Raw genomic sequence first — 20,041 nt, 5'->3', positions numbered from 1 at the left:
TGATCCCCGGAGCTTAACCCTGGTGTCCCGGCCGCGACGCGGCGATGGTGCGGCTCAGATAGATGACCGGCGCCAGCCCGACCAGCACGATCACCAGCGCGGGCAGGGCGGCGTCGTCCAACCGCTCGGTGGAGGCCATGCGGAAGGCTTCGATCGCCAGCGTGTCGAAGTTGAAGGGCCGCAGGATCATCGTCGCCGGCAGCTCCTTGGTGATGTCGACGAACACCAGCATGGCGGCGCTGAGCAGGCTGGGGCGCAGCAGCGGCAGATGGACCCGGCGCAGCACCTGCAGCGGCGTGTGGCCGAGCGAGCGGGCGGCGCCCTCCAGATTCGGGCCGATCTTGGCGAATCCGGACTCCAGCGGCCCATAGGCGACGACGAAGAAGCGGATCAGGTAGCCATAGAGGATGCCGGCGATGGTGGTGCCGAGGATGGCGCCCATCGGCCAGCCGGTCCAGTCGCGCGTCAGCCCGACGGTGATGAGGATGCCGACGGCGATCACCGTGCCCGGCGTGGCGTAGCCGAGCGAGGCGAGGCGCGCGGCGCTGGTGGCGAGACCGCTGCGGTCATGGCGCACGCCATGGATCACCATCAGCGCCACCGTGACCACCAGCAGCGCGCCGCTGCCGCCGAGGATGAAGGTGTTCACCGTCAGGTCGGTGAAGCGGGCGAGGGTCAGTTCGGTGCCGCCGCGCAGGATCATGCGGATCAGCACCGCCCCCGGCAGCAGGAAGCCGAACAGCACCGGCGTCAGGCAGACGATCCAGGCCAGCACCGTGCCGCGGGACGACAGGCGCGGGGCGGGCAGGGCGCGGTAGCGGCCGGTGGTCTGGTGGAAGCGCATCTTGCCGCGTGACAGCCGCTCCAGACCCACCAGCGCCAGCACCACCAGCAGCAGGACGGCGGCCAGTTGTGCCGCTGCGGCCGGGTCGCCCAGTGCGAACCACGTGCGGTAGATGCCGACGGTGAAGGTATCGATGCCGAAATAGCGGACCGCGCCGAAGTCGGCCAGCGTCTCCATCAGGGCATAGCCGACGCCGGCCACCAGTGCCGGGCGGGCCAGCGGCAGCGCCACGCGGCGGAAGGCGCCGAAGGCGGTGCAGCCCAGCGTCCGGCTGGCCTCCAGCACGCAGACCGACTGTTCAAGGAAGGCGGCGCGGGTCAGCACATAGACGTAAGGATACAGCACCGACGACAGCACCAACCCGGCGCCCCAGGCGGTGTGGATCTCCGGAAACCAGTAGTCGCCGCGCCGCCAGCCGAAGCTGGCGCGCAGGAAGGACTGCAGCGGTCCGGCATATTGCAGGAAGTCGGTGTAGGTGTAGGCCAGCACATAGGCCGGCATGGCCAACGGCAGCAGCAGCAGCCATTGCAGGACTCCGCGCCCGCGGAAGTCGTGCATGGTGACGGTCCAGGCGCAGGCGACGCCGGTCACCAGCGTGACGACGCCGACGATGCCCAGCAGGATCAGCGTGTTGAGAATATAGCCCGGAAGCACCGTCCGCGCCATGTGCCCCCACAGGTCGGTGGAGACGCCGGCCGACTGGACGAAGACCGCGAGGATCGGCAGGGCGATCAGCAGCGCGAGGATCAGGGCGAACAGGCCGGTCGGGCCGATGCGTGACCACAGGCGACCGGGGGAGAAGGACGGGGAGCCGGGTGACTTCGCGTCGGTCGCCATCGCCATGCGGAAACATCCTCGCAACGGTTCATAAGAAGGGGGACAAAAAGAAGGCGGCGCCTGCTCCCTGGAGGGGGCAAGCGCCGCCGGTACTCTACACTATATGCGAACCGTTATCAGCTCGCTTCGGCGGCGCGCTGGTGACGCTTGCGCTCGTTCGGGTCGAGGTAGCGCTTGCGCAGGCGGATCGACTTCGGCGTCACTTCCACCAACTCGTCGTCGGAGATGTAGGACAGCGCCTTTTCCAGGGTCATCTGGATCGGCGGAGTCAGGCGAACCGCCTCGTCCTTGCTGGTGGTGCGGATGTTCGTCAGCTGCTTGCCCTTGATGACATTGACCTCAAGGTCGTTGCCGCGGGTGTGCTCGCCGATGATCATGCCCTGGTACACCGGAACGCCCGGATCGATCAGCATCGGGCCGCGATCCTCCAGGTTCCACAGCGCGTAGGCGACCGAGGTGCCGTCGCTGTTGGAGATCAGGACGCCGGTGCGGCGGGCCGCGATGGCGCCCTTGAACGGGGCGTAGCCGTGGAACAGGCGGTTCATGATGCCGGTGCCGCGGGTGTCCGTCAGGAACTCGCTCTGGTAACCGATCAGGCCACGCGACGGGGCGTGGAAGACGATGCGGGTCTTGTCGCCGCCGCTGGGACGCATCTCGATCAGGTCGGCCTTGCGCTCCGACATCTTCTGGACGACCGTGCCGGAGAATTCCTCGTCGACGTCGACGACGACTTCCTCGATCGGCTCCAGGCGCTGGCCGTTCAGCGGATCGGTCTTGAACAGCACGCGCGGACGGCTGATCGCCAGCTCGTAGCCCTCGCGGCGCATGGTTTCGATCAGGATGCCCAGCTGCAGTTCGCCGCGGCCGGCCACCTCGAAGGCGTCGCCGCCCTCGGTGTCAGTGACGCGGAGCGCCACGTTGCCCTCGGCTTCGCGCATCAGGCGGTCGCGGATCATGCGGCTGGTGACCTTGTCGCCTTCACGGCCGGCCAGCGGGCTGTCGTTGACCGAGAAGGTCATCGCCAGGGTCGGCGGGTCGATCGGCTGGGCGGCCAGCGGCTCGGCGACTTCCGGGGCGCAAATGGTGTCGGCCACGGTGGTGTTGGTCAGGCCGGCCAGCGCGACGATGTCGCCGGCATGCGCCTCGTCCACCGGAACGCGCTCCAGGCCGCGGAAGGCCAGCACCTTGCTGATGCGGGCGTTCTCGACCAGCTTGCCGTCGCGGCTCATCGACTTGACGGCCATGTTGACCTTGACCGAACCGGTCAGGATGCGGCCGGTCAGGATGCGGCCCAGATACGGGTTCGCTTCCAGCGTGGTCGCCAGCATGCTGAAGGGCAGGTTCTCCTCGACCTTCGGGGCCGGGACGTGGTCGCGGATCAGCTCGAACAGCGGGGTCAGCGTCTCGCGGGCGCCGTTCTCCAGGTCCGTGGTCGCCCAGCCGTTGCGGCCCGAGGCGAACAGGGTCGGGAAGTCCAGCTGCTCGTTCGAGGCGTCGAGCGAGGCGAACAGGTCGAACACCTCGTCATGCACCTCGTGCGGACGGCCGTCGGGGCGGTCCACCTTGTTGATGACGACGATCGGACGCAGGCCGAGCTTCAGGGCCTTGCCCAGCACGAACTTGGTCTGCGGCAGCGGGCCTTCGGCCGCGTCGCAGAGCAGGACGACGCCGTCGACCATGGAGAGGATGCGCTCCACCTCGCCGCCGAAATCGGCGTGGCCGGGGGTGTCGACGATGTTGATGCGCAGGTCGTTCCACAGAACGGACGTGCACTTGGCCAGAATGGTGATGCCGCGCTCGCGCTCCAGATCGTTGGAGTCCATGGCGCGCTCAGCCACCTGCTGGTTCTCGCGGAACGAGCCGGCCTGCTTGAGGAGTTGATCGACCAGCGTGGTCTTGCCGTGGTCGACGTGGGCGATGATGGCGACGTTACGGAGATTCATGGAGCCTTGGTCTCGCAATGGCACCCCCGACACGCAGCACCTTGCCACAAACAACAAAAAGGCCCGCCGAAGAAGATCGGTGGGCGCTGTCGGGGAAACTGTTGCGGCGCAATATATGGATATTCAGCAAAAACGCAAGCGCCGTGCCGTTTGGCCTAACGCGAATTTCCGGGATGGAGCCATGCATCATTGGACCTTACATTGGGGACGATGATCCGCTTCGCTTCCGCTTCCCGCCGCCGCGCGGCCGCCGCAACGAGGATTGCAGCCGTGCCGCTCAAGGCCCCCATCGCCGCTCCGCTGGTCGCCGCCCTGCTGATGCTGGGGCCGGCAAGTGCCGGGCATGCCCAGGATTCGCCTCCCGACAGCATCCCCGGCGCCGTGCCTGCGGTGCCGCCGCAGGGTGCGCCGCCGGAGAGCGCGTCGCCGGATGAGGAGGTGCGGCCGGCCGGCATCACCTATGAGGTGGACATCACCGGCGTCGAGGATGACGGGCTGCGCGGCACGTTGCGCGACGCCTCCACCCTGGTGGAGTTGAAGGACGATCATCCGCCCTCGCTGATCGGGCTGGAACGGCGGGCCGACAGCGACCGCGACCGTCTGCAGACGGCGCTGCGCTCCGCCGGCTATTACGACGCGAAGCTGGACATCCGCATCGAGGACCCGGCCGCGTCCGGCACCCTGCCCGCCGGGGGAGAGGCGCCGCCGGTCAAGGTGACCGTCGCGGTGACGCCGGGGCCGCTCTACCACATCAAGACGGTGACGGTGCGCGGCGCCAACGGTTCGACCCTGCCGAAGGAGGTCGCGACCGACGACCTCGGCCTCGCCGCCGGTGCTCCGGCCGTGGCGCAGAAGGTGCTGGACGCCGAATCGGAGCTGGTCGGCCGGCTGACCAAGCGCGGCTATGCCTTCGCCAAGGCGTCGGACCGCGAGGTGGTGGTCGACCATTCCGACCGCACGATGGATGTCGCCTACACCGTCGATCCCGGCCCGCTGACCCGCTATGGCGCCACCCGAATCGAAGGGTTGGAGAAGGTCGACGAGGATCTGGTGCGCGGGCGCCTCGCCTGGAAGGAGTGGCAGGTTTTCGATCCCGCCGCCACCGACCGGGCGCGGCAGGACATCGCCGCGCTTCAGGTCTTCGACACCGTCCGCGTGCGGATGGCGGACGAGCCGGGGCCGGACGGCGTGACCCCGGTGATCGTCACGGTCAGCGAGCGCAAGCGCCGCTTCATCGGCGGCGGCGTCACCTTTTCGACGCAGGACGGGTTGGGTGCCAACGCCTATTGGGGGCACCGCAATCTGTTCGGCGGGGCGGAGCAACTGCGCGTCGGCGTCGATGTCGGGCGTGTCGCCGGATCGTCCGGCGGCACGTCGAGCAAGGGCAACGACCTGCCGGACCTGCGTTTCAGCGTCAATTTCCGCAAACCCGACTTCCTGGCGGTGAAACAGTCGCTGGTGGTCAATTTCGCCGTGGTGAACGACCAGCCGCCGGCCTACAGCCGCGTCGCGTCGGAACTGACGGTCAAGCTGGAACGGCCGCTGACCGACCAGTTGACCGTCAGCTATGGCCTGACCGGGGAGCGCGGCCGGGTGCGGACGGAGGACATGACCTATCAGACCTCCTTCATCGGCGTGCCGCTGGGGGCGGCCTGGAACGGCACCGACAATCTGCTGAACCCCACCTCCGGTCAGCGGGCTTCGCTGCAGGTGACTCCCTGGTTCCCGGTGGGCGGGGATACCGAGTCGCCCTTCACCTCCGTGCTGTTCAACGGCTCCACCTATTACGATCTCGGCAACGATGGGCGCTATGTCGCCGCGGCGCGGATCGGGCTGGGCAGCATCCTCGGCACCTCGCTGTCGGACATCCCGCCCGACCACCGCTTCTATGCCGGCGGCGGCGGGTCGGTCCGCGGCTACGGCTTCCAGAAGGCGGGGCCGCGCGACCGCTACGACGATCCGGTCGGTGGCCGGTCGCTGTTCGAGATCGGCGCGGAACTGCGCATCAAGGTGACGGAGAGCATCGGCCTCGTGCCCTTCGTCGATGCCGGCACGGTCTATGATTCGGCCTATCCCGACTTCAGCGAGCCTCTGCGCGTCGGCGCCGGACTGGGCCTGCGCTACTACACCGACTTCGGCCCGCTGCGCGTCGATGTCGGCATTCCCCTCAATCCCGCCAGCGGCGACGCGCGCTGGCAGTTGTATCTCAGCCTGGGGCAGGCGTTCTAACTCCCGCAGGTTTATACGGAAGGGCACATTTTCGTCCCAATCCTCCGGGACGATGACCGTTTATTGCGGTTAGGACACAGGTGGCTGGTGAAAGGGCATGGTGTGACGGCGGTTCGCTTTCTTCTGGTCGGTCTGACGATCCTCACCGGCCTGTTGGCCGGTCCGCAGCCCGTCCGGGCCTTTTCGCTGTTCTCCGGCGACTCCGCCCGCGCGTGGCTGACGGAGAAGATCGAAGGGGCGGTCGAATCGCCGGACATGCACCTGAAGCTCGGCGCCATCGAAGGCAGCATCCCGACCGACTTCACCATCGCCACCGTCACGCTGGCCGACAGCCAGGGCGTCTGGCTGACCATCGACCGGCTGCATGTGGTTATGTCGCCCTCGGCGCTGTTCCTGCGCAGCGCCAAGATCGACGCGCTGGAAGCGGCGTCGGTGACGGTGACCCGCGCACCGGTCAGTACCCAACCTGCCGCGCCGTCCGATCCCAACGCCTCGCTGCTGCCCAGCCTGCCGGTGGACATCGACCTGAAGAAGCTGGTGGTGGAGCGGCTGGACCTGGCGCCGGCGCTGCTTGGCGAACAGGCCGTGCTGCGCATTGCCGGCTCAGTGCTGCTGGAGCATGGCGGCGGGGCGCTGAACGCGAACCTGTCGGTGGCGCGCATCGACGACAAGCCCGGACAAGCCGATCTGGTCGCCGCCTTCGATCCCGGCAAGAACACGCTCAACCTGTCGGTCAATGCGTCGGAACCGGCGGGCGGCGTCATGGCCCGCGCGCTGTCGATGCCGGGCCTGCCCCCGGTCGAGCTGGCGCTGAAGGGCGATGGCACGCTGGACGACTGGACCGGCAAGCTGACCGCCACCGCCGGCGAGGCCGCGGCCCTCACCGGCACGCTCAACGCCGATGCCACCATCAAGAAGGCGCCGGAGGGGCATGTCCTGACGCTCGCGGCCGGCGGCAACGTCGCGCCGCTGATTGCCGGGTTGGCGGGCGACACGGTGACGCCGCTGATCGGTCCCGGCCCGACGCTGAACGCGACCATTGTGCGGGCTCCGTCCGGCGCCATCACCCTGCGGCCGCTTGCGCTGACCGTCGCCGCCGCGAACGCAACGGTGAACGGCGACATCGGCGCCGACTACAACAGCCTCAACCTGCGCTGGACCGTCCAGGCCGGGCCGGATTCCACCCTGCATCCGCTGGTGCCGCTGTCCTGGCGCGAGGGCGTTGTGGAGGGCTCCGCCGAAGGCGCGCTGAGTGCGCTGAACGTCGCGGTGAACGCCACCCTGCGCGACCTCGCCGGGGATGATCCGGCGCTGTCCCAACTGACCGGGCCGGAGACAACCCTGGCCGCCCGCGCGAAGATCGACACCGGCAGCGGCGGGATCGGGCTGGAGACGCTGACGCTGAACGCCGCCGCCGCACGGGCCGAGGCAAAGGGTACCATCGGGGGCTGGGGCCAGACGGCCGACCTGACCCTGAGCGCGAGCGCCGACGACCTCGCCCCGCTGTCCGGCCTCGCCGGCCGGCCGCTGGCAGGCGCGGTGGCGCTGTCGGGGCCGGTCAAGCGCGTCGCCGACGGCACGCTGACCGCCGATCTGACCGGCACCGTCGACCGGCTGTCCACCGGCACCCCGGCCGACGCCGTGCTGGGCGACAAGGCGACGCTGGCGCTGGCGGCGCGGATGGAGCCGGACGGCGCCATGCGCCTGACCTACCTGACGGTCGACGGGCGCAACGGCAAGCTGACCGGCAATGCGGCGCTGGCGGACAACAAGGTCGATGCGCGAACCACCCTGACGGTGGCGAAGCTGGAACCGCTGGGCACCGCGCTCGGCACGCCGATGGAAGGGGCGGCGACGCTGGAGGCGACCGCCCGCGGCCCGCTCGACGCCATCGAGGCGCAGGCGACGCTGAACGCCCGCGACCTCGTGGTGCAGGGCCGTCGGCTGGGCGCCACGGAGGTGAAGGCGACCGCCGCCGGCCTGCCGGCCACGCCGAACGGCACGGTGTCGGCCCGCACCAACCTGGACAAGACGCCGCTGTCGCTCGACGGGCGCTATGCGCTGCGCGAACAGACGCTGCGGCTGGACGGTCTGACCATCGCCAACGGCAGCAACCGCATCACCGGCGAGGCGCAGGTGGCGCTCGACACGCTGCTCGCCACCGGCCGGCTGGACGGCAAGCTGCCCAACCTGAATGGCCTGTCGGAACTGGCGGGAATGCCGCTCGGCGGTGGGGCGACATTCACGCTGGCGCTGGACGGCAAGGGCGGCAAGCAGGCGGCCAGCCTGACCGCCGACGCCAGCGATCTTCGGGTGGACGGCGAAGGCGGACCGCTGCTGACCGCGCGGAAGCTGACCGCGAAAGCCGATGTCGCCGACGCGCTGGGCACCCCCAGCGGCAAGGCGCGGGTGGAGATGACCGACGGCAACGCCGCCGGCAACGACCTGCGCAGCGTCACCGCCTCCGTCGACGGCTCGCTGGCGAAGGCCAACTTCCAGGCCAATGCCAATGGCGCCGGCGCGCAGCCGGTCGCGCTCGACCTTGCCGGCGGGCTGGCGATGGACGGCGGCGTGACCCGCATCCGGCTCGACCGCCTGCAGGCGCGCTATGCCGGCGAAGACCTGCGGATGACCGCTCCCGCCACCATCCTGCTGGCCGACCGCCGCTATGAGGTGAAGGATCTGCGGCTGTCATCGGGCAGCGCCCGGCTGGCCGCCGACCTCGGCCTGAACGGCGAGCGGCTAAGCGGCGAGCTGACCATCGACCGCCTGCCGCTGGCGCTGGCGAAGCTGGCCAGCCCGACGCTTGCGCTGGACGGCGTCGCCAACGCGCGGGCGTCGCTGGGCGGCACGCTGCGCAGCCCGCGCGCCGACGCCACCATTCGGATCAACGGGCTGAAGGCGCAGCAGACCACCCAGGCCGGGCTGCCGGGCATCGACGCGACGGCGGACATCCAGTGGCGCGACCGCCGGCTGACTCTGGCCAGCCGGGTCGCCATGCCGAAGAATGCCGGCACGCTGACCGCCAACGCCGCCCTGCCGCTGGTGATGGATCCGGACAGCTACGCCGTCAGCGTGCCGCCGAATGGCGCGCTGGAGGCGGCGGTCAACGGTACTGTGGATATGTCGCTGGCAAACGACCTGCTCGCCGCGTCGGGCGACCGGGCACGCGGCCTGTTGCGGCTGGACGTGCGCGCCGGCGGGACGGTGGACAAGCCGTCGCTCGGCGGATCGGTGGTGCTGGCGAACGGGCGTTACGAGAACCGTGCCTCCGGCGCCGTCATCACCAACATCGAGGCGCGGCTGGTCGGCGACGGCGACGTCTTCACCATCCAGAGCTTCCGCGGCCGGACCCGCAACGGCGGCGTTATCACCGCCAATGGCGTCATCCGCCCGGGCGCGGAGGCCGACCGGCAGTTGGACATCAGGCTGCAGGCCGACAATGCCCGGCTGCTGGAGATCGATCTGGTGACTGCGGAGATCGGGGCGAACCTGACCCTGACCGGCGGCTTCACCAACGCCCGGCTGGCCGGGCCGGTCGACATCCGCCGTGCCGAGATCCAGGTCCCCGACCGTATGCCCGCCAATGTCGTCGATCTGAAGGTGACGGAGGTCGGCAAGGGCCGCCGCGCCCGCGGGACAACCCAGGTGTCCACCGCCGGCGCCACGCGCCGGGTGCCGGTACCGGAGGAGGCGCCTCCGGCCGCCTCGCCCTTCGTGCTGGCGCTGGACATGACGGTCAATGCGCCGAATCAGATATTCGTGCGCGGCCGCGGGCTGAATGCGGAGTTGGGCGGCAACCTGCGTGTCGGCGGCACCGCCGCCGCGCCGGAGGTGACCGGCCGCTTCACCATCCTGAAAGGCAGCCTGGACCTGCTGGCCAAGAATTTCGAGTTCAAGCGCGGCATCTTCGATTTCGACGGCACGCAACCCATCGACCCCCGGCTCGACCTGCTGGCCGAAGCGACGGCCAACGGCATTACCGCCGACGTCGTGGTCACCGGCACCGCCCGTCAGCCGAAGATCGAGCTGACCTCGCCGCAGGGGCTTCCGCAGGACGAGGTGCTGGCCGGCGTGCTGTTCGGCAAGTCGGTCGGCGATCTGAGCGCCGCGGAGGCGGTCCAGCTTGCCCAGTCGGCGGCATCGCTCGCGGGAATCGGCGGTGGTGGCGGCGGCATCCTGGACAAGGTGCGCCGCGGCCTGGGTGTCGACCGGCTGGACTTCACCCAGGGCGAGAACGGCAAGGGCGGCGCCGTGCAGGCCGGCCGCTATGTCAGCGACCGTGTCTATGTCGGCGTCGAGCAGGGCATCGGCGCCAACCAGAGCCGGGCCAAGGTCGAGATCGACATCACCAAGAACCTGAAGGGCACCGCTTCGGTCGGCGCCAACTCGGAGACGGAATTCGGGGTGATCTACGAGAAGGATTATTGACGGGGGAGGCTCAGGGGGCCGGTCGGCCGGCCCCTACCACCCCACCACGATCCGCGCGTGCGACGGCACCGGCACGATGCCGTCCACCGCCTGGGCATCGAACCGCCGGGCGATGTCCTCCTCCAGCGCCTTGCGCCGTTCCGCGCTCAATCCACCCAGCCGGTGGCCGAAGCTCATGTCCAGCGCGGCGCGCCAGAAGGGTTGGCCCGCCGGGGCCTTGCGCACCGGAGTCAGCTCGACCTCCGAGGTCTCCGCAAATCCCGCGGCCCGCATCACGCCGGACAGCAATCCCGGCTCGGCGAAGCGGAACAGCGGGTCGAGGCTGCCGTCCTCGCCGAGATGGTCGGCGACAGCATCGCCGATCTCCGCGAACAGCCCATTGCCGACGCGCGGTCCCCACACCATGAAGGCCGCCTTGCCGCCGGGGCACAAAACGCGCCGCACCTCGCGCAGAGCGGACTCCACGTCCGGCACGAACATGATGCCGAAGCGGCAGGTCACCCCGTCGAAGGCGGCGTCGGCGAAGGGCAGGGCGGTCATGTCGGCGGCGGTGAAGGCGGGTGCCGGACCCTCCACGCCGCGGGCGCGGCGGATGGCGCCGGCCATCATCCCGGGAACGAGATCGCTGCCCACCACCAGCCCCTCCGATCCGGCGCGGCGCGCGGCGCTCAACGCCGGTTCGCCCGCGCCCGACGCGAGATCGAGCAGCCGATGACCCTCCGTCAGGCCGGCGGCGTCGAGAAGCGGGCGGTTCAGCTTGTCGGCCAGATCGGCCATCGGATCGGCCCAGCGGTCCCAGGCGTCGGCGCTGGCGGCCCAGCGGTCGCGCTCTCTGGCGGCATCGGGATGGGCGTTATCGGGAGCGGGAGTGTCGGGAAGGGTGGTCGCGGTCAATGGAGAAGCCTCGCCGTGCCGGCCACGCGCTGGACCGTGTCGGCGTCGTTCAGCCGTTCGCCCAACGCCGACAACTCGTCGGACAGCTTGCGGTTGGCGTCGGTCAGTTGCTGGATGCGGGTCTGCGCCGCCTGCTGCTGCTGGGACAGGGTCGCCACCGTCTCCGTCAGCCTGCGGATTTGCTGGGACTGGCGCGTCGCCGCCTCGTTCAGGCTGCGGCGGATCGATCCGACGGCCACCAGCACGACGGTGCTGACGGTCACGCCGGCCATGATGGCGACGATGCTGATCCCGGTGAACCAGTCCATGGGCGGAAAGCTTCGGCCCATTTTACCGTTCGGTCAAGCAGCCTGACAATCGGTCAACAGAACGGACCCGGCGCCGCGGTCGGCGTCGGGTCCGCAAAAAATCGGAAATCGGCGGGTGGCGTCAGCCGACGGAGCCGCTGACCGGACGCTCCGCCTTCATGCGCAGTTCCTTCAGGTGATCGCCAAAGGCGCGCAGAACCGGCAAAATGCGCTGGGTCTGGTCGGTGGTGACGTGGGCGTCCGTCTTCAGCACGATGGTCGGCGCCTCGCTCATCAGGCGCTTGGCGCGCATCGGGCCGACCTTGTCGTCGAGGAACATGGCCATGCCCATCAGGATGCCCAGCGTGACGTCGTCCGGAGCCTTGGGCAGGGCCAGGACTTCATGAAGCTCGTTCAGCAGCGTGTAGGCGACGATGGAGGTGCGTTCGATGGTGTCGACGTCGGCGGCCATGGGCATCGGGCAGGTCCTCGGGAAACGTTCGGATGAAACGTTGCAGGTGAGACGCTGGCGGGTGACGCGGGATGGCGTCCCCATGGGCGCCAGCGCTTGCGAAATCCGTCGTGCCCCGAGGGTAATCGTCACTTTATAACCAAAGTGTTAACCAAACGCCTCCCGAGTCGTCCGAGTCGCATTTTTCCGAGTCGCAATCTCCCGTTCTCAGCGTTTTCCGCTGCTGCGCGTCCTGGTCGAAAGCGACAGCTCGGCGACTTCCTCTCGCGCGCTGCTGACGAGACCGGCCGACTGCACGACGCCCCGGTTGAAGGGATGATAGGTCTGCGCGTAGATGCTCCGGATCTTGGTCACGTAATCCTTCGTCTCGCGGTAGGGCGGGATGCCCTTGTACTGCAGGACCGCCCCCTCGCCGGCGTTGTAGCCCGCCAGCGCATAGGCGACGTTGCCGTCGAAATAGGCCAGCAGCCAGCGCAGATACTTCATGCCGCCGCGCAGATTCTGCTCGGCGTTGAAGGGATCGGAGACGCCGAAGCGCTCGGCCGTCTCCGGGATCAGCTGCATCAGCCCTTGGGCGTTCTTGTTCGACACGACGTCGACGCGGTAGCCGGACTCGACCGCGATGACCGCCAGCACCAGATCGGGATCGAGGCCATAGGTCGGCGCCATCTTCTGCACCATGGCGCGGATTTCCGCCGGCGGCTTGCGGATGATGCCCCAGCGCAGGTTGGGCGGCTCGCAGCGGTCGGGCGTCTTCACCTTGGCGCTGACGGTACCGACCAGCCGCTCCGCCTGTTCGTTGCCGAGAGCTGCCGCCTTGCGCAGCCAGGCACGGCCGAGTTCGGCGTCCTTGGACACGCCGCCCACCCCAGCCATGTGCATCCGGCCGGCCATCAACGCCGCGTCGGCATAATCCTGGCGGGCGGCGCGGCAATAGAGGGATAATGCGAGCCGGGAATCGGCCTTCACCCCGTCGGCGCGGTCGTAATGCTGCGCCAGTTCATATTGGGCACGGGCGCTGCCCTTGCTGGCGAGGGCTTCCAGCGCGGCGACGGTCTTCTCGGCGATGCCGGCGTTTGCGGGCGCTGCCGCCAGCAGGGCGGGCAGGAGCACCGCGGCCGACAGTGCGGCCAGCCGTGCCGAGCGGGTTCCACCTCTGCCAACGCGCCGGGAGGTTGCGGGAATGCGCGACGCGGACGGTGTACCGCAAAGGTTCGTGTGGCCTTCCACAGGACCCCCCTGTATGATTTTCTTCAAGCTTTCGGAGACCATCGAATGGTCGGAAGCAGAACTCTCAGGGAGGACGCCGCTGTATCCGTCTGGCCGGGTGTCAGGCGTGGCGGCATAAGCCGAAACGGAAGGCCGGCTGCCGGAAAATACATCGCCGTAAGTGCTTGATGTGGCGCTGCCAATAAAAAATACATAGGCCGATCGACGAATGTCGGTCGGTCTTTTTCTTTTCACGTTGGTCATGCGTCCTCCAATCGAGTTGGAGAAATAACGAAAGACCAGATGTTACGCCAACGCCCGAACGGTGATTGCCGTGGGATACACGGGGTACTCTAGGGGTTAGGCGTCCCTATTGTATGACCCATTAGCCTTTTTCCCAACTGGCAGCTCCTTTGTGCGCTCATTACGTACGGATCGGGCCAGATAATCGGCTGCAAATTCGATGGCCACGGATGATGGAGATTTTCCTTTGAAGATCTCCGCGTCCGGGGCCTTCGCGCCGGAGGCCCCGGCATTGTCGCCCGCACCCCTGAAGAGCGGTCGGCGTCGCCGTGGCGAACGGCATTGAAGGAGGCATCGTTTCACCGATGGCGAACCACGTCGCGACAACCTTGAGCCACCGACTGCGCGGCCCGGCGTTGGCCGATCCGATGCCGTTCGGCGCCGAGGCCGTTGGCCGGACCCGCTCGGACGGCCTGCCGACGTACACAGACCAGAACACCGCCGATGCCGGGATGGAGACCCATTTGACTGTCCATGCGGAGGCCAAACGGGCCGAAGCCAGCACCGAGGCCGACGAAGCCGATACGGCCGCCGCCGATGCCGGCGTGGTGGCCGGTCAGGCGGAAGCCGAGGAGGAGTTCCGCCCCGATCCCAACGCTCCGCCCGATCCCGCGGTGATCCGCCAGATCGAGGAGGAAATCCCGCGACTGCGCCGGTTTGCCCGCGCCATGGTGCGCGATGCGACGCTGGCCGACGATCTGGTCCAGGAATGCCTCGAACGGGCGCTGTCGCGCCTGCATCTGTGGCGGCCCGGCACCAACCTCCGCGCCTGGCTGTTCACCATCCTGCGCAACCTTCACATCAACGGCGTGCGCCGCCGCCAGCCGGTGGTCGACATCGATGCCGAGGCGCAGGCGGCGATCGGGGCCGCACCGGGCTCGCAGTTCGTCCGGATGGAACTGCGCGACCTGCGCCGGGCGCTGGCCCTGCTCCCCAACGAACAGCGCGAGGTCGTACTGCTGATCGGTCTAGAAGGGATTTCCTACAACGAGGCGGCCGACATCCTCGGCATTTCCATCGGCACCGTGAAGTCGCGCCTGTCGCGCGGTCGCCGCGCCCTGCGGCTGCTGATGGAGGGCCAGGATCCGTCGGAAGACGCGGACGCCTGATCACGGGGCGCCTGAGCGGGCCGGCATCGGAGACATGATGGAATTCGCGGGGTGCCCGGTCGCCGGGTGCCCCGTTTTCATGTGCCGCCCTTCCGGCTTCCGCCATGACGGGCGCAATGACGGGAAAAAGAACGGCGGCGCCCGCTTGGGACGCCGCCGGAGGCGGGGACAATCGAAGCGCCGCCCGGGCTCACCGGCCCTGACGTCACCTCTGGAGGAGAGAGTGTTGCAGCGTCAGGAGATACCGTAGTCAACCGGGCGATCCGCCGATGGTTCCTTCGCGTCGGGAAAGGTCCCGGCAGCGAAACCCATGGGCCGATCGCCCGGCCGGTTGGACTTCTGCCTACCGTCGCCGCACCAGACCCATGATCAGGCTGATGGCGAACAGGATCAGGAACAGGAAGAACAGGATCTGCGCGATGCCGGAGCTGGCCGACGCGATCCCGCCGAACCCGAGCGCGCCGGCGATCAGCGCGATGACGAAGAAAACAAGAGCCCAGTAGAGCATCATACCCTCCCTCGGTCGGCCGAATAGTCACCAAGGACTGCCGGCGTCACAGATGAGACAAGTCGTGGCCGCACCCGCCGTCCCGTCGTCTCCGTCACATGGACACTGCCTCGATGGCAAGTCGGGCCAAGGTGACGGTAAGCACAGCCGGTGCGGCGGCATTCGAAGACCAGAACACTGCCGCCGGCGCGATGTTCCCGGTTCCTGATCGGCCGAAGTATCGGGGCGCCGCAAGGCTGGTGCGGACTGGCATTTATGCAACAATGGGGCTTCCGGCGCGTTTCCGGATCATCAGGCCCGGCAATCGCCGGCCAGAGGGGACGACAACAAGCGAGGACCCTATGAAGACCGGATTGATCCTGGCGGCGATGGCCGCTTCATACGCGGTGGTTCCGGCGGCGATGGCGCAGCAGACCTACTCGCAAAGCTATTCCGGCGCCTATTCGGGGAGCACCGGTGGCGACGTCTCCGGATTGACGGGCTCCGCCGGCGGATCCAATTCCGATCTCGCCGGACGCCGCGGTCGGGGGCAGAAGCCGATCGAACTGCAACAAACGACGCTGCTGAACCAACTCAGCGCCGCCGGTTATGTGTCGGTGCGCGATTTCCGCAAGGAGGGTGACCGTTACGTCGCCAATGCCATGACGCCGCAAGGGGAGTGGACGACCGTGGTCCTCGACCCGCGAAACTCCTCGACGACACGCGCGCCGACCCCGGCCACCAAGCCGGCCCGCTGACGTCACTCCAGCAGGTGCGACCATGTGCCGGTGAGGCGGCCGACGCCTCCCGGCACGCGGAGATCGTAGAGCGGAAGTGGTTGCTGCAGACGCTGCCCGGCGTCGCGGCCGAGAGTGCGGACCGCCGTTTCGACCGTGCCGCCGACCGGCAGCCATCCCGATGCGGCGATCGGCACCACCAGCGCCAGCCCCCAGTCCATCCGCCCGCCGAAGCGGCTCTGGGCGCCGTCCGGACCCTCGGTCCAGGTGGCGTGGGCGGTCAGGCCGATGCCGCCGTCGAAGCGGCGCATCACCTCCACCGTGCCGCCCCAATCGCCGCCGAGATAACGGCCGAGCCGCAGCGCGGTGGTGGTGTCCGCGCCGGGGCTCTCCCAATAGAGACTGAGATGCCCGGTGCCGCGGGCGTCGCCGCGGTCGAAGGCCAGCAGGCTTTCCGGTCGCCGTTTCCAGACTTGGTTGAGGTCGAGGCCGAGCGCCCAACGGGCGGTGAATGGTTGCAACAAGGCCTCGGCACCGAAACCCGCATACATCTCCTCCAGATGGCCGGCGGACAGCCGCGTCGTCAGCCCGTCTGCCGGCTTGGTCAGCCACGCCGCATAGGCATGGTCGATCGCGAGCGGACGGTCGGCATAGCGCGGCAGGTCGCTGCGCACCGGCTGCGCCGCCGGCACGGCGTTGGTGTCCAGCAATTGCAGATCGCCCGGCGCATTGATGCGCAGCCCGCCGCCCAGCACCAGCCCGCGCAGAGGCTCCGTCCGTAGCATCACATCGGTGTGGGTGCGCTGGGCCAGCGCCGTCCCCAACTCCGCCAGATCGAAACCGGCAACCAGCCGGGTGGACAGGTCCAGCCGCGGACGCCAGTCCGGCGGCGGCTCCGCCGTGGCGGCAAATTGCGTCGTCCGCCAGATCTCCTCGGCGCTGCCGCGGTGATTGGCAGCCCGTTCCAGGTCGCGGCGCAGGAGGGTAACGGAGGCCGTATCCAGGCCACCCGCACCGGTGACGACGCGCAACCGCTCGACCTGCGGCGGCGCCAGATCGGCCAGCAGGCGGGCGGCGTCGCCGACTTCGCGCGCCAGCGGCATCCGTCCGCTCCCGGCCGGATCGAGCCACAGGGTCGCCATCTCTCCCTCGATGTGCGCCGCGCGCACCGGCAAACCGCGGCTGCGGGCCACCAGGGCGATGGCGTCGGCCGACAGGGTGGACCCGGCGGACGGGCGCGGCCCGACGCCGGGGGGAGGGCGGTCGGGGCGGTCGGCGTCCACCGCCGGGTCGAAGCGCACCGACAACCGCAGCATCAATCGTCTGCCCTGCTCGTAGGCCACCCCGAGGTCGGCCCAGGACACCGGACGCCAGGACAAGCCCAGGCTGTAGCGGCTGCCGGGATCGAATCCCGGTTCGTCCTGCCGCTGGGCCCGGAAGCGGTCGCCGGAGGATTCCAGCTTCAGGCTCAGTCCATCGACCGGCGTGTGCCACTCGACCCCGCCGAACAGCGCCACCCGCTCGCCGGTGAACCACGCCTTGGGACCGCGCGTGGTCGGCCATGCCGACGGATCGCGATCACGGCGGAAACGGCCGCCCAGGAAACGCAGCGGGTTGCGCAACTGCCCGCCCTCCCCCAGCGTGCCCCATCCCATGCCGAGCGTCAGGTCCAAATCCCACCAGCGCCGCGACAGCGCGATGTACTCGCCGGCAAAGCGGCCCTTGCCCGGCAGGTCCAATCCCGATCCGGTGACATCGCGCCCGCCGATCACCAGCGCCGGCCCGCGCTCGTCCTCCCGCCGCAACCGGAGCTTCAGGTCGAGGCCGGGCTCCGAGAGGCCGTAATAGCCGGGATAGGCGCTGTTGCGCGCGGTGACCTCCAGCCAAGGCAGCGGCTGGGCGGATATGGTGTAGTGGCGGTGCAGGTCGCCGAGCGCGGTCAGCCCGCCGCTCATCGAGCCGTCTGGCGCCATGCGGGCATTCGGCATCTGCAACAGCCCGATCCCGCCCCAGTCGGACAGGCTGTATCGCGCCTCATCGGCCAGGGCGGGGGCCAGAGCCGGGGATGCAGCAAGAAGAACGAGAAGTGCAGCGGGTCGCACGCGGTGATCGCGAAGGGTCGGAGATGCAATCCGATCCTTCGCGAGTCATGCGTATGAATGCAACTGAAAAGATGTGAACGCGGCCGCCGTTACGGCGCCTCGATCACCTCGAAGTCATGGGTGATGGTGGCGGTCTGACCCAGCATGATCGAGGCGGAGCAGTATTTCTCCGCCGACAGGGCGATGGCGCGTTCCACCTTGGTGGGGTCCAGCTTGCGGCCGGTCACGGTGAAATGAACGTGGATCTTGGTGAAGACCTTCGGTTCGGTGTCCGCCCGCTCGGCCTCGATGGCGGCGACGCAGTCGGTGATCTGCTGGCGGCCCTTTTCCAGGATCATAACCACGTCGAAGCAGGTGCAGCCGCCCATGCCGATCAGCAGCATTTCCATCGGGCGGATGCCGGCATTGCGACCGCCGGATTCCGGGGCGCCGTCCATCACCACGGCATGGCCGCTGCCGGATTCGCCGACGAACATCTTGCCGTCCACCCAAGTGACGCGCGCCTTCATGACCATTTCCTTCGTTCACTGTTGATCGCGAGTGACCGCGCGAAGCTAGGCGCCGCGGCGGGGCGACGCAAGGGGATGCAGCGCCCCGGTCGCCGGACTTGTCCGGCGGCGCGGCGGCGTCCAAAGTCGGTACTGTGACGTGTATTGCGACGACGAGGCCTAAACCCATGCCGCACGGCCATTCCCATGGCGGTTCTTCCGAAGCGGGCCACAACCACGGCGAACATCACCAGCACGGGCCCGCACGCTACGACCGCTCCTTCGCGCTGGGGGCATTTCTGAACATCGGGTTCGTGGTGGTGGAGGCGGTCTATGGCCTACTCGCGAACTCCACGGCACTGCTGGCGGATGCCGGGCACAATCTCAGCGACGTGATGGGGCTGCTGCTGGCCTGGGGTGCGGCGTGGCTGAGCCGGCGGATGCCGCAGGGGCGCTACACCTACGGCTATGGCAACGCTTCGATCCTGGCGTCGCTGCTGAACGCAATGATCCTGCTGATCGCCGTCGGCGCCATCCTGCTGGAGGCGGCCAATCGTCTTGCCGACCCGCAGCCGGTGGCGGAAACGACGGTGATGGTGGTGGCGATGATCGGCATCGTCATCAACGCCTGGACCGCATGGCTGTTCATGGGCGGGCAGAAGCAGGACATCAACTTGCGCGGCGCCTATCTGCACATGGCGGCCGACACGGCGGTGTCGGTGGGCGTCGTCGTCGCGGCGCTGGCGATCCGCTTCACCGGCTGGCTGTGGCTGGACCCGGTGACCAGCATCGTCATCGCCCTGGTCATCATCGCCGGCACATGGGGACTGCTGCGCGATTCGGTGCGGCTGGCGATGGACGCGGTGCCCGACGGCATCGACCGGGCGGGGGTGGAGCGCTATCTGGCCGGGCTGTCGGGCGTGGAAGAGGTGCATGACCTGCACATCTGGCCGATCAGCACGACGGAAACCGCGCTGACCGCCCATCTGGTGCGTCCCGGCTCAGATCAGGATGATGGTCTCCTGCGGGAGATCTCGTCGGTGCTGAAGGACCGTTTCGGCATCGGTCACGCCACCATCCAGGTGGAGCAGGACGGCAGCTGCTGCCGCCTTGCCCCCGCGGAGGTGGTGTAATGGTTCAGACCTGCTCGCGGGCGAGGCGGCGGGCGTTGGCGCGTACCTTGCGGTAGGCGGGGTTCATGCTGGCAGCCGCCAGCGCCGCCGTCGCCTCGATCAGGCGCAGATTGGCGTGGATGCCGGCATCGACCGCGTCGGCGAGCAGGCGCTGCTGGACGTCGACGATCTCCACCGGGTTCTTGCAGGTGGCGAGCCCGCCGATGGTGGCCGCCGCCGCCTGGGTCTGCTTGGTGATCATGGTGATCCAGGCCTGCCCGAATTCGCCGATGCCGGTGGCGACAGCATGGAAGGCCTCGACCGCCGCCTCCACCTTTTCCGAGCCCATGCGGATGAATTCCGGATTGGCGAAGTCGATGGGGTTCGCCAGTGCCGCCGTCATCATCGCCGTGCGATAGCCGATGGTCTGCGCCGCCGCGACGCCCATTTCGCTGCTGCGAAGGCCGGTCTTGGTCAGCTGACCCGCCACCGCAAGAAGCCTGTCGGTGGGATGGCCGTTGCCGGCGTTCTGTGATGCCATGGGCGTCGCCCCTCTC

Annotated in this window: 15 protein-coding genes; 5 read left to right on the top strand and 10 right to left on the bottom strand. The window is 68.7% G+C overall.

Features of this window, described 5'->3' with window-relative positions:
• Positions 1 to 13: 13 nt before the first annotated feature.
• The gene (locus tag B9N97_RS20280) at positions 14 to 1,687 is read right to left on the bottom strand and encodes an ABC transporter permease (protein ID WP_085089552.1); all 1,674 of its coding nucleotides are present in this window, start codon (positions 1,685 to 1,687) and stop codon (positions 14 to 16) included.
• Positions 1,688 to 1,797: 110 nt separating this feature from the next.
• On the bottom strand, positions 1,798 to 3,624 hold the full coding sequence (gene typA / locus B9N97_RS20275; protein WP_085089551.1) for a translational GTPase TypA: 1,827 nt from the start codon (positions 3,622 to 3,624) through the stop codon (positions 1,798 to 1,800).
• Positions 3,625 to 3,894: 270 nt separating this feature from the next.
• On the opposite strand from typA, the gene B9N97_RS20270 reads away from it, so the two are divergent.
• Both B9N97_RS20270 and B9N97_RS20265 read left to right on the top strand, forming a co-directional pair.
• Entirely contained in the window at positions 3,895 to 5,853 is a 1,959-nt protein-coding gene (locus tag B9N97_RS20270) for an autotransporter assembly complex protein TamA (RefSeq protein WP_244560809.1), read from the top strand.
• Positions 5,854 to 5,940: 87 nt separating this feature from the next.
• The gene (locus tag B9N97_RS20265; RefSeq protein ID WP_244560808.1) at positions 5,941 to 10,284 is read left to right on the top strand and encodes a translocation/assembly module TamB domain-containing protein; all 4,344 of its coding nucleotides are present in this window, start codon (positions 5,941 to 5,943) and stop codon (positions 10,282 to 10,284) included.
• A gap of 33 nt (positions 10,285 to 10,317) precedes the next feature.
• Here B9N97_RS20265 and B9N97_RS20260 read toward each other — a convergent pair whose 3' ends face one another.
• The 4 genes from B9N97_RS20260 to B9N97_RS20245 form a co-directional block, all read right to left on the bottom strand.
• Complete coding sequence (locus tag B9N97_RS20260; RefSeq protein WP_244560807.1) at positions 10,318 to 11,178, bottom strand: class I SAM-dependent methyltransferase; 861 nt, start codon at positions 11,176 to 11,178, stop codon at positions 10,318 to 10,320.
• A complete protein-coding gene (locus tag B9N97_RS20255; RefSeq protein WP_085089548.1) occupies positions 11,175 to 11,486 on the bottom strand; it encodes a hypothetical protein in 312 nt (103 codons plus the stop codon). The genes B9N97_RS20260 and B9N97_RS20255 overlap by 4 nt, the downstream gene beginning before the upstream one ends.
• A gap of 121 nt (positions 11,487 to 11,607) precedes the next feature.
• Positions 11,608 to 11,943 carry a hypothetical protein gene (locus B9N97_RS20250; protein ID WP_085089547.1) on the bottom strand — a complete coding sequence of 112 codons (336 nt, stop codon included), beginning with the start codon at positions 11,941 to 11,943 and terminating at the stop codon, positions 11,608 to 11,610.
• Positions 11,944 to 12,144: 201 nt separating this feature from the next.
• Entirely contained in the window at positions 12,145 to 13,050 is a 906-nt protein-coding gene (locus B9N97_RS20245; RefSeq protein WP_244560806.1) for a lytic transglycosylase domain-containing protein, read from the bottom strand.
• Between the two features lie 704 nt (positions 13,051 to 13,754).
• On the opposite strand from B9N97_RS20245, the gene B9N97_RS36375 reads away from it, so the two are divergent.
• Positions 13,755 to 14,558: an RNA polymerase sigma factor gene (locus tag B9N97_RS36375; protein WP_244560805.1), complete on the top strand. Its 804-nt coding sequence runs from the start codon at positions 13,755 to 13,757 to the stop codon at positions 14,556 to 14,558.
• Positions 14,559 to 14,901: 343 nt separating this feature from the next.
• Here B9N97_RS36375 and B9N97_RS20235 read toward each other — a convergent pair whose 3' ends face one another.
• Entirely contained in the window at positions 14,902 to 15,066 is a 165-nt protein-coding gene (locus tag B9N97_RS20235; protein WP_085090676.1) for a DUF1328 domain-containing protein, read from the bottom strand.
• A gap of 98 nt (positions 15,067 to 15,164) precedes the next feature.
• Between B9N97_RS20235 and B9N97_RS35110 the strand changes: the two genes are divergently transcribed.
• Positions 15,165 to 15,803 (top strand): hypothetical protein, encoded by a 639-nt coding sequence (locus B9N97_RS35110; RefSeq protein WP_143266788.1) that lies wholly within the window; start codon positions 15,165 to 15,167, stop codon positions 15,801 to 15,803.
• 2 nt (positions 15,804 to 15,805) lie between these two features.
• Here B9N97_RS35110 and B9N97_RS20225 read toward each other — a convergent pair whose 3' ends face one another.
• A complete protein-coding gene (locus tag B9N97_RS20225; protein ID WP_085089544.1) occupies positions 15,806 to 17,884 on the bottom strand; it encodes a YjbH domain-containing protein in 2,079 nt (692 codons plus the stop codon).
• 89 nt (positions 17,885 to 17,973) lie between these two features.
• Positions 17,974 to 18,393 (bottom strand): OsmC family protein, encoded by a 420-nt coding sequence (locus B9N97_RS20220; RefSeq protein ID WP_085090675.1) that lies wholly within the window; start codon positions 18,391 to 18,393, stop codon positions 17,974 to 17,976.
• A 167-nt stretch (positions 18,394 to 18,560) separates the two neighbouring features.
• Between B9N97_RS20220 and B9N97_RS20215 the strand changes: the two genes are divergently transcribed.
• Positions 18,561 to 19,505, top strand: a complete 945-nt coding sequence (locus B9N97_RS20215; RefSeq protein ID WP_085089543.1) for a cation diffusion facilitator family transporter — start codon at positions 18,561 to 18,563, stop codon at positions 19,503 to 19,505.
• Between the two features lie 4 nt (positions 19,506 to 19,509).
• Here B9N97_RS20215 and B9N97_RS20210 read toward each other — a convergent pair whose 3' ends face one another.
• Positions 19,510 to 20,025, bottom strand: a complete 516-nt coding sequence (locus tag B9N97_RS20210) for a phasin family protein (protein WP_085089542.1) — start codon at positions 20,023 to 20,025, stop codon at positions 19,510 to 19,512.
• Positions 20,026 to 20,041 lie beyond the last annotated feature (16 nt).

The organism is Azospirillum oryzae (assembly GCF_900177515.1).
Classification (GTDB): Bacteria; Pseudomonadota; Alphaproteobacteria; order Azospirillales; family Azospirillaceae; genus Azospirillum; species Azospirillum oryzae_A.
The sequence above is the reverse complement of the archived record's forward strand: the minus strand, read 5'-3'. Positions and strand labels throughout refer to the sequence as shown.

Bases quoted from the DNA above. Each gene is read 5' to 3' on its own strand.
- B9N97_RS20280 (WP_085089552.1), bottom strand. From the start codon at position 1,687: ATGGCGATGGCGACCGACGCGAAGTCACCCGGCTCCCCGTCCTTCTCC.
- typA (WP_085089551.1), bottom strand. From the start codon at position 3,624: ATGAATCTCCGTAACGTCGCCATCATCGCCCACGTCGACCACGGCAAG.
- B9N97_RS20255 (WP_085089548.1), bottom strand. From the start codon at position 11,486: ATGGACTGGTTCACCGGGATCAGCATCGTCGCCATCATGGCCGGCGTG.
- B9N97_RS20250 (WP_085089547.1), bottom strand. From the start codon at position 11,943: ATGCCCATGGCCGCCGACGTCGACACCATCGAACGCACCTCCATCGTC.
- B9N97_RS36375 (WP_244560805.1), top strand. From the start codon at position 13,755: ATGGCGAACCACGTCGCGACAACCTTGAGCCACCGACTGCGCGGCCCG.
- B9N97_RS20235 (WP_085090676.1), bottom strand. From the start codon at position 15,066: ATGCTCTACTGGGCTCTTGTTTTCTTCGTCATCGCGCTGATCGCCGGC.
- B9N97_RS35110 (WP_143266788.1), top strand. From the start codon at position 15,165: ATGGACACTGCCTCGATGGCAAGTCGGGCCAAGGTGACGGTAAGCACA.
- B9N97_RS20220 (WP_085090675.1), bottom strand. From the start codon at position 18,393: ATGAAGGCGCGCGTCACTTGGGTGGACGGCAAGATGTTCGTCGGCGAA.
- B9N97_RS20215 (WP_085089543.1), top strand. From the start codon at position 18,561: ATGCCGCACGGCCATTCCCATGGCGGTTCTTCCGAAGCGGGCCACAAC.
- B9N97_RS20210 (WP_085089542.1), bottom strand. From the start codon at position 20,025: ATGGCATCACAGAACGCCGGCAACGGCCATCCCACCGACAGGCTTCTT.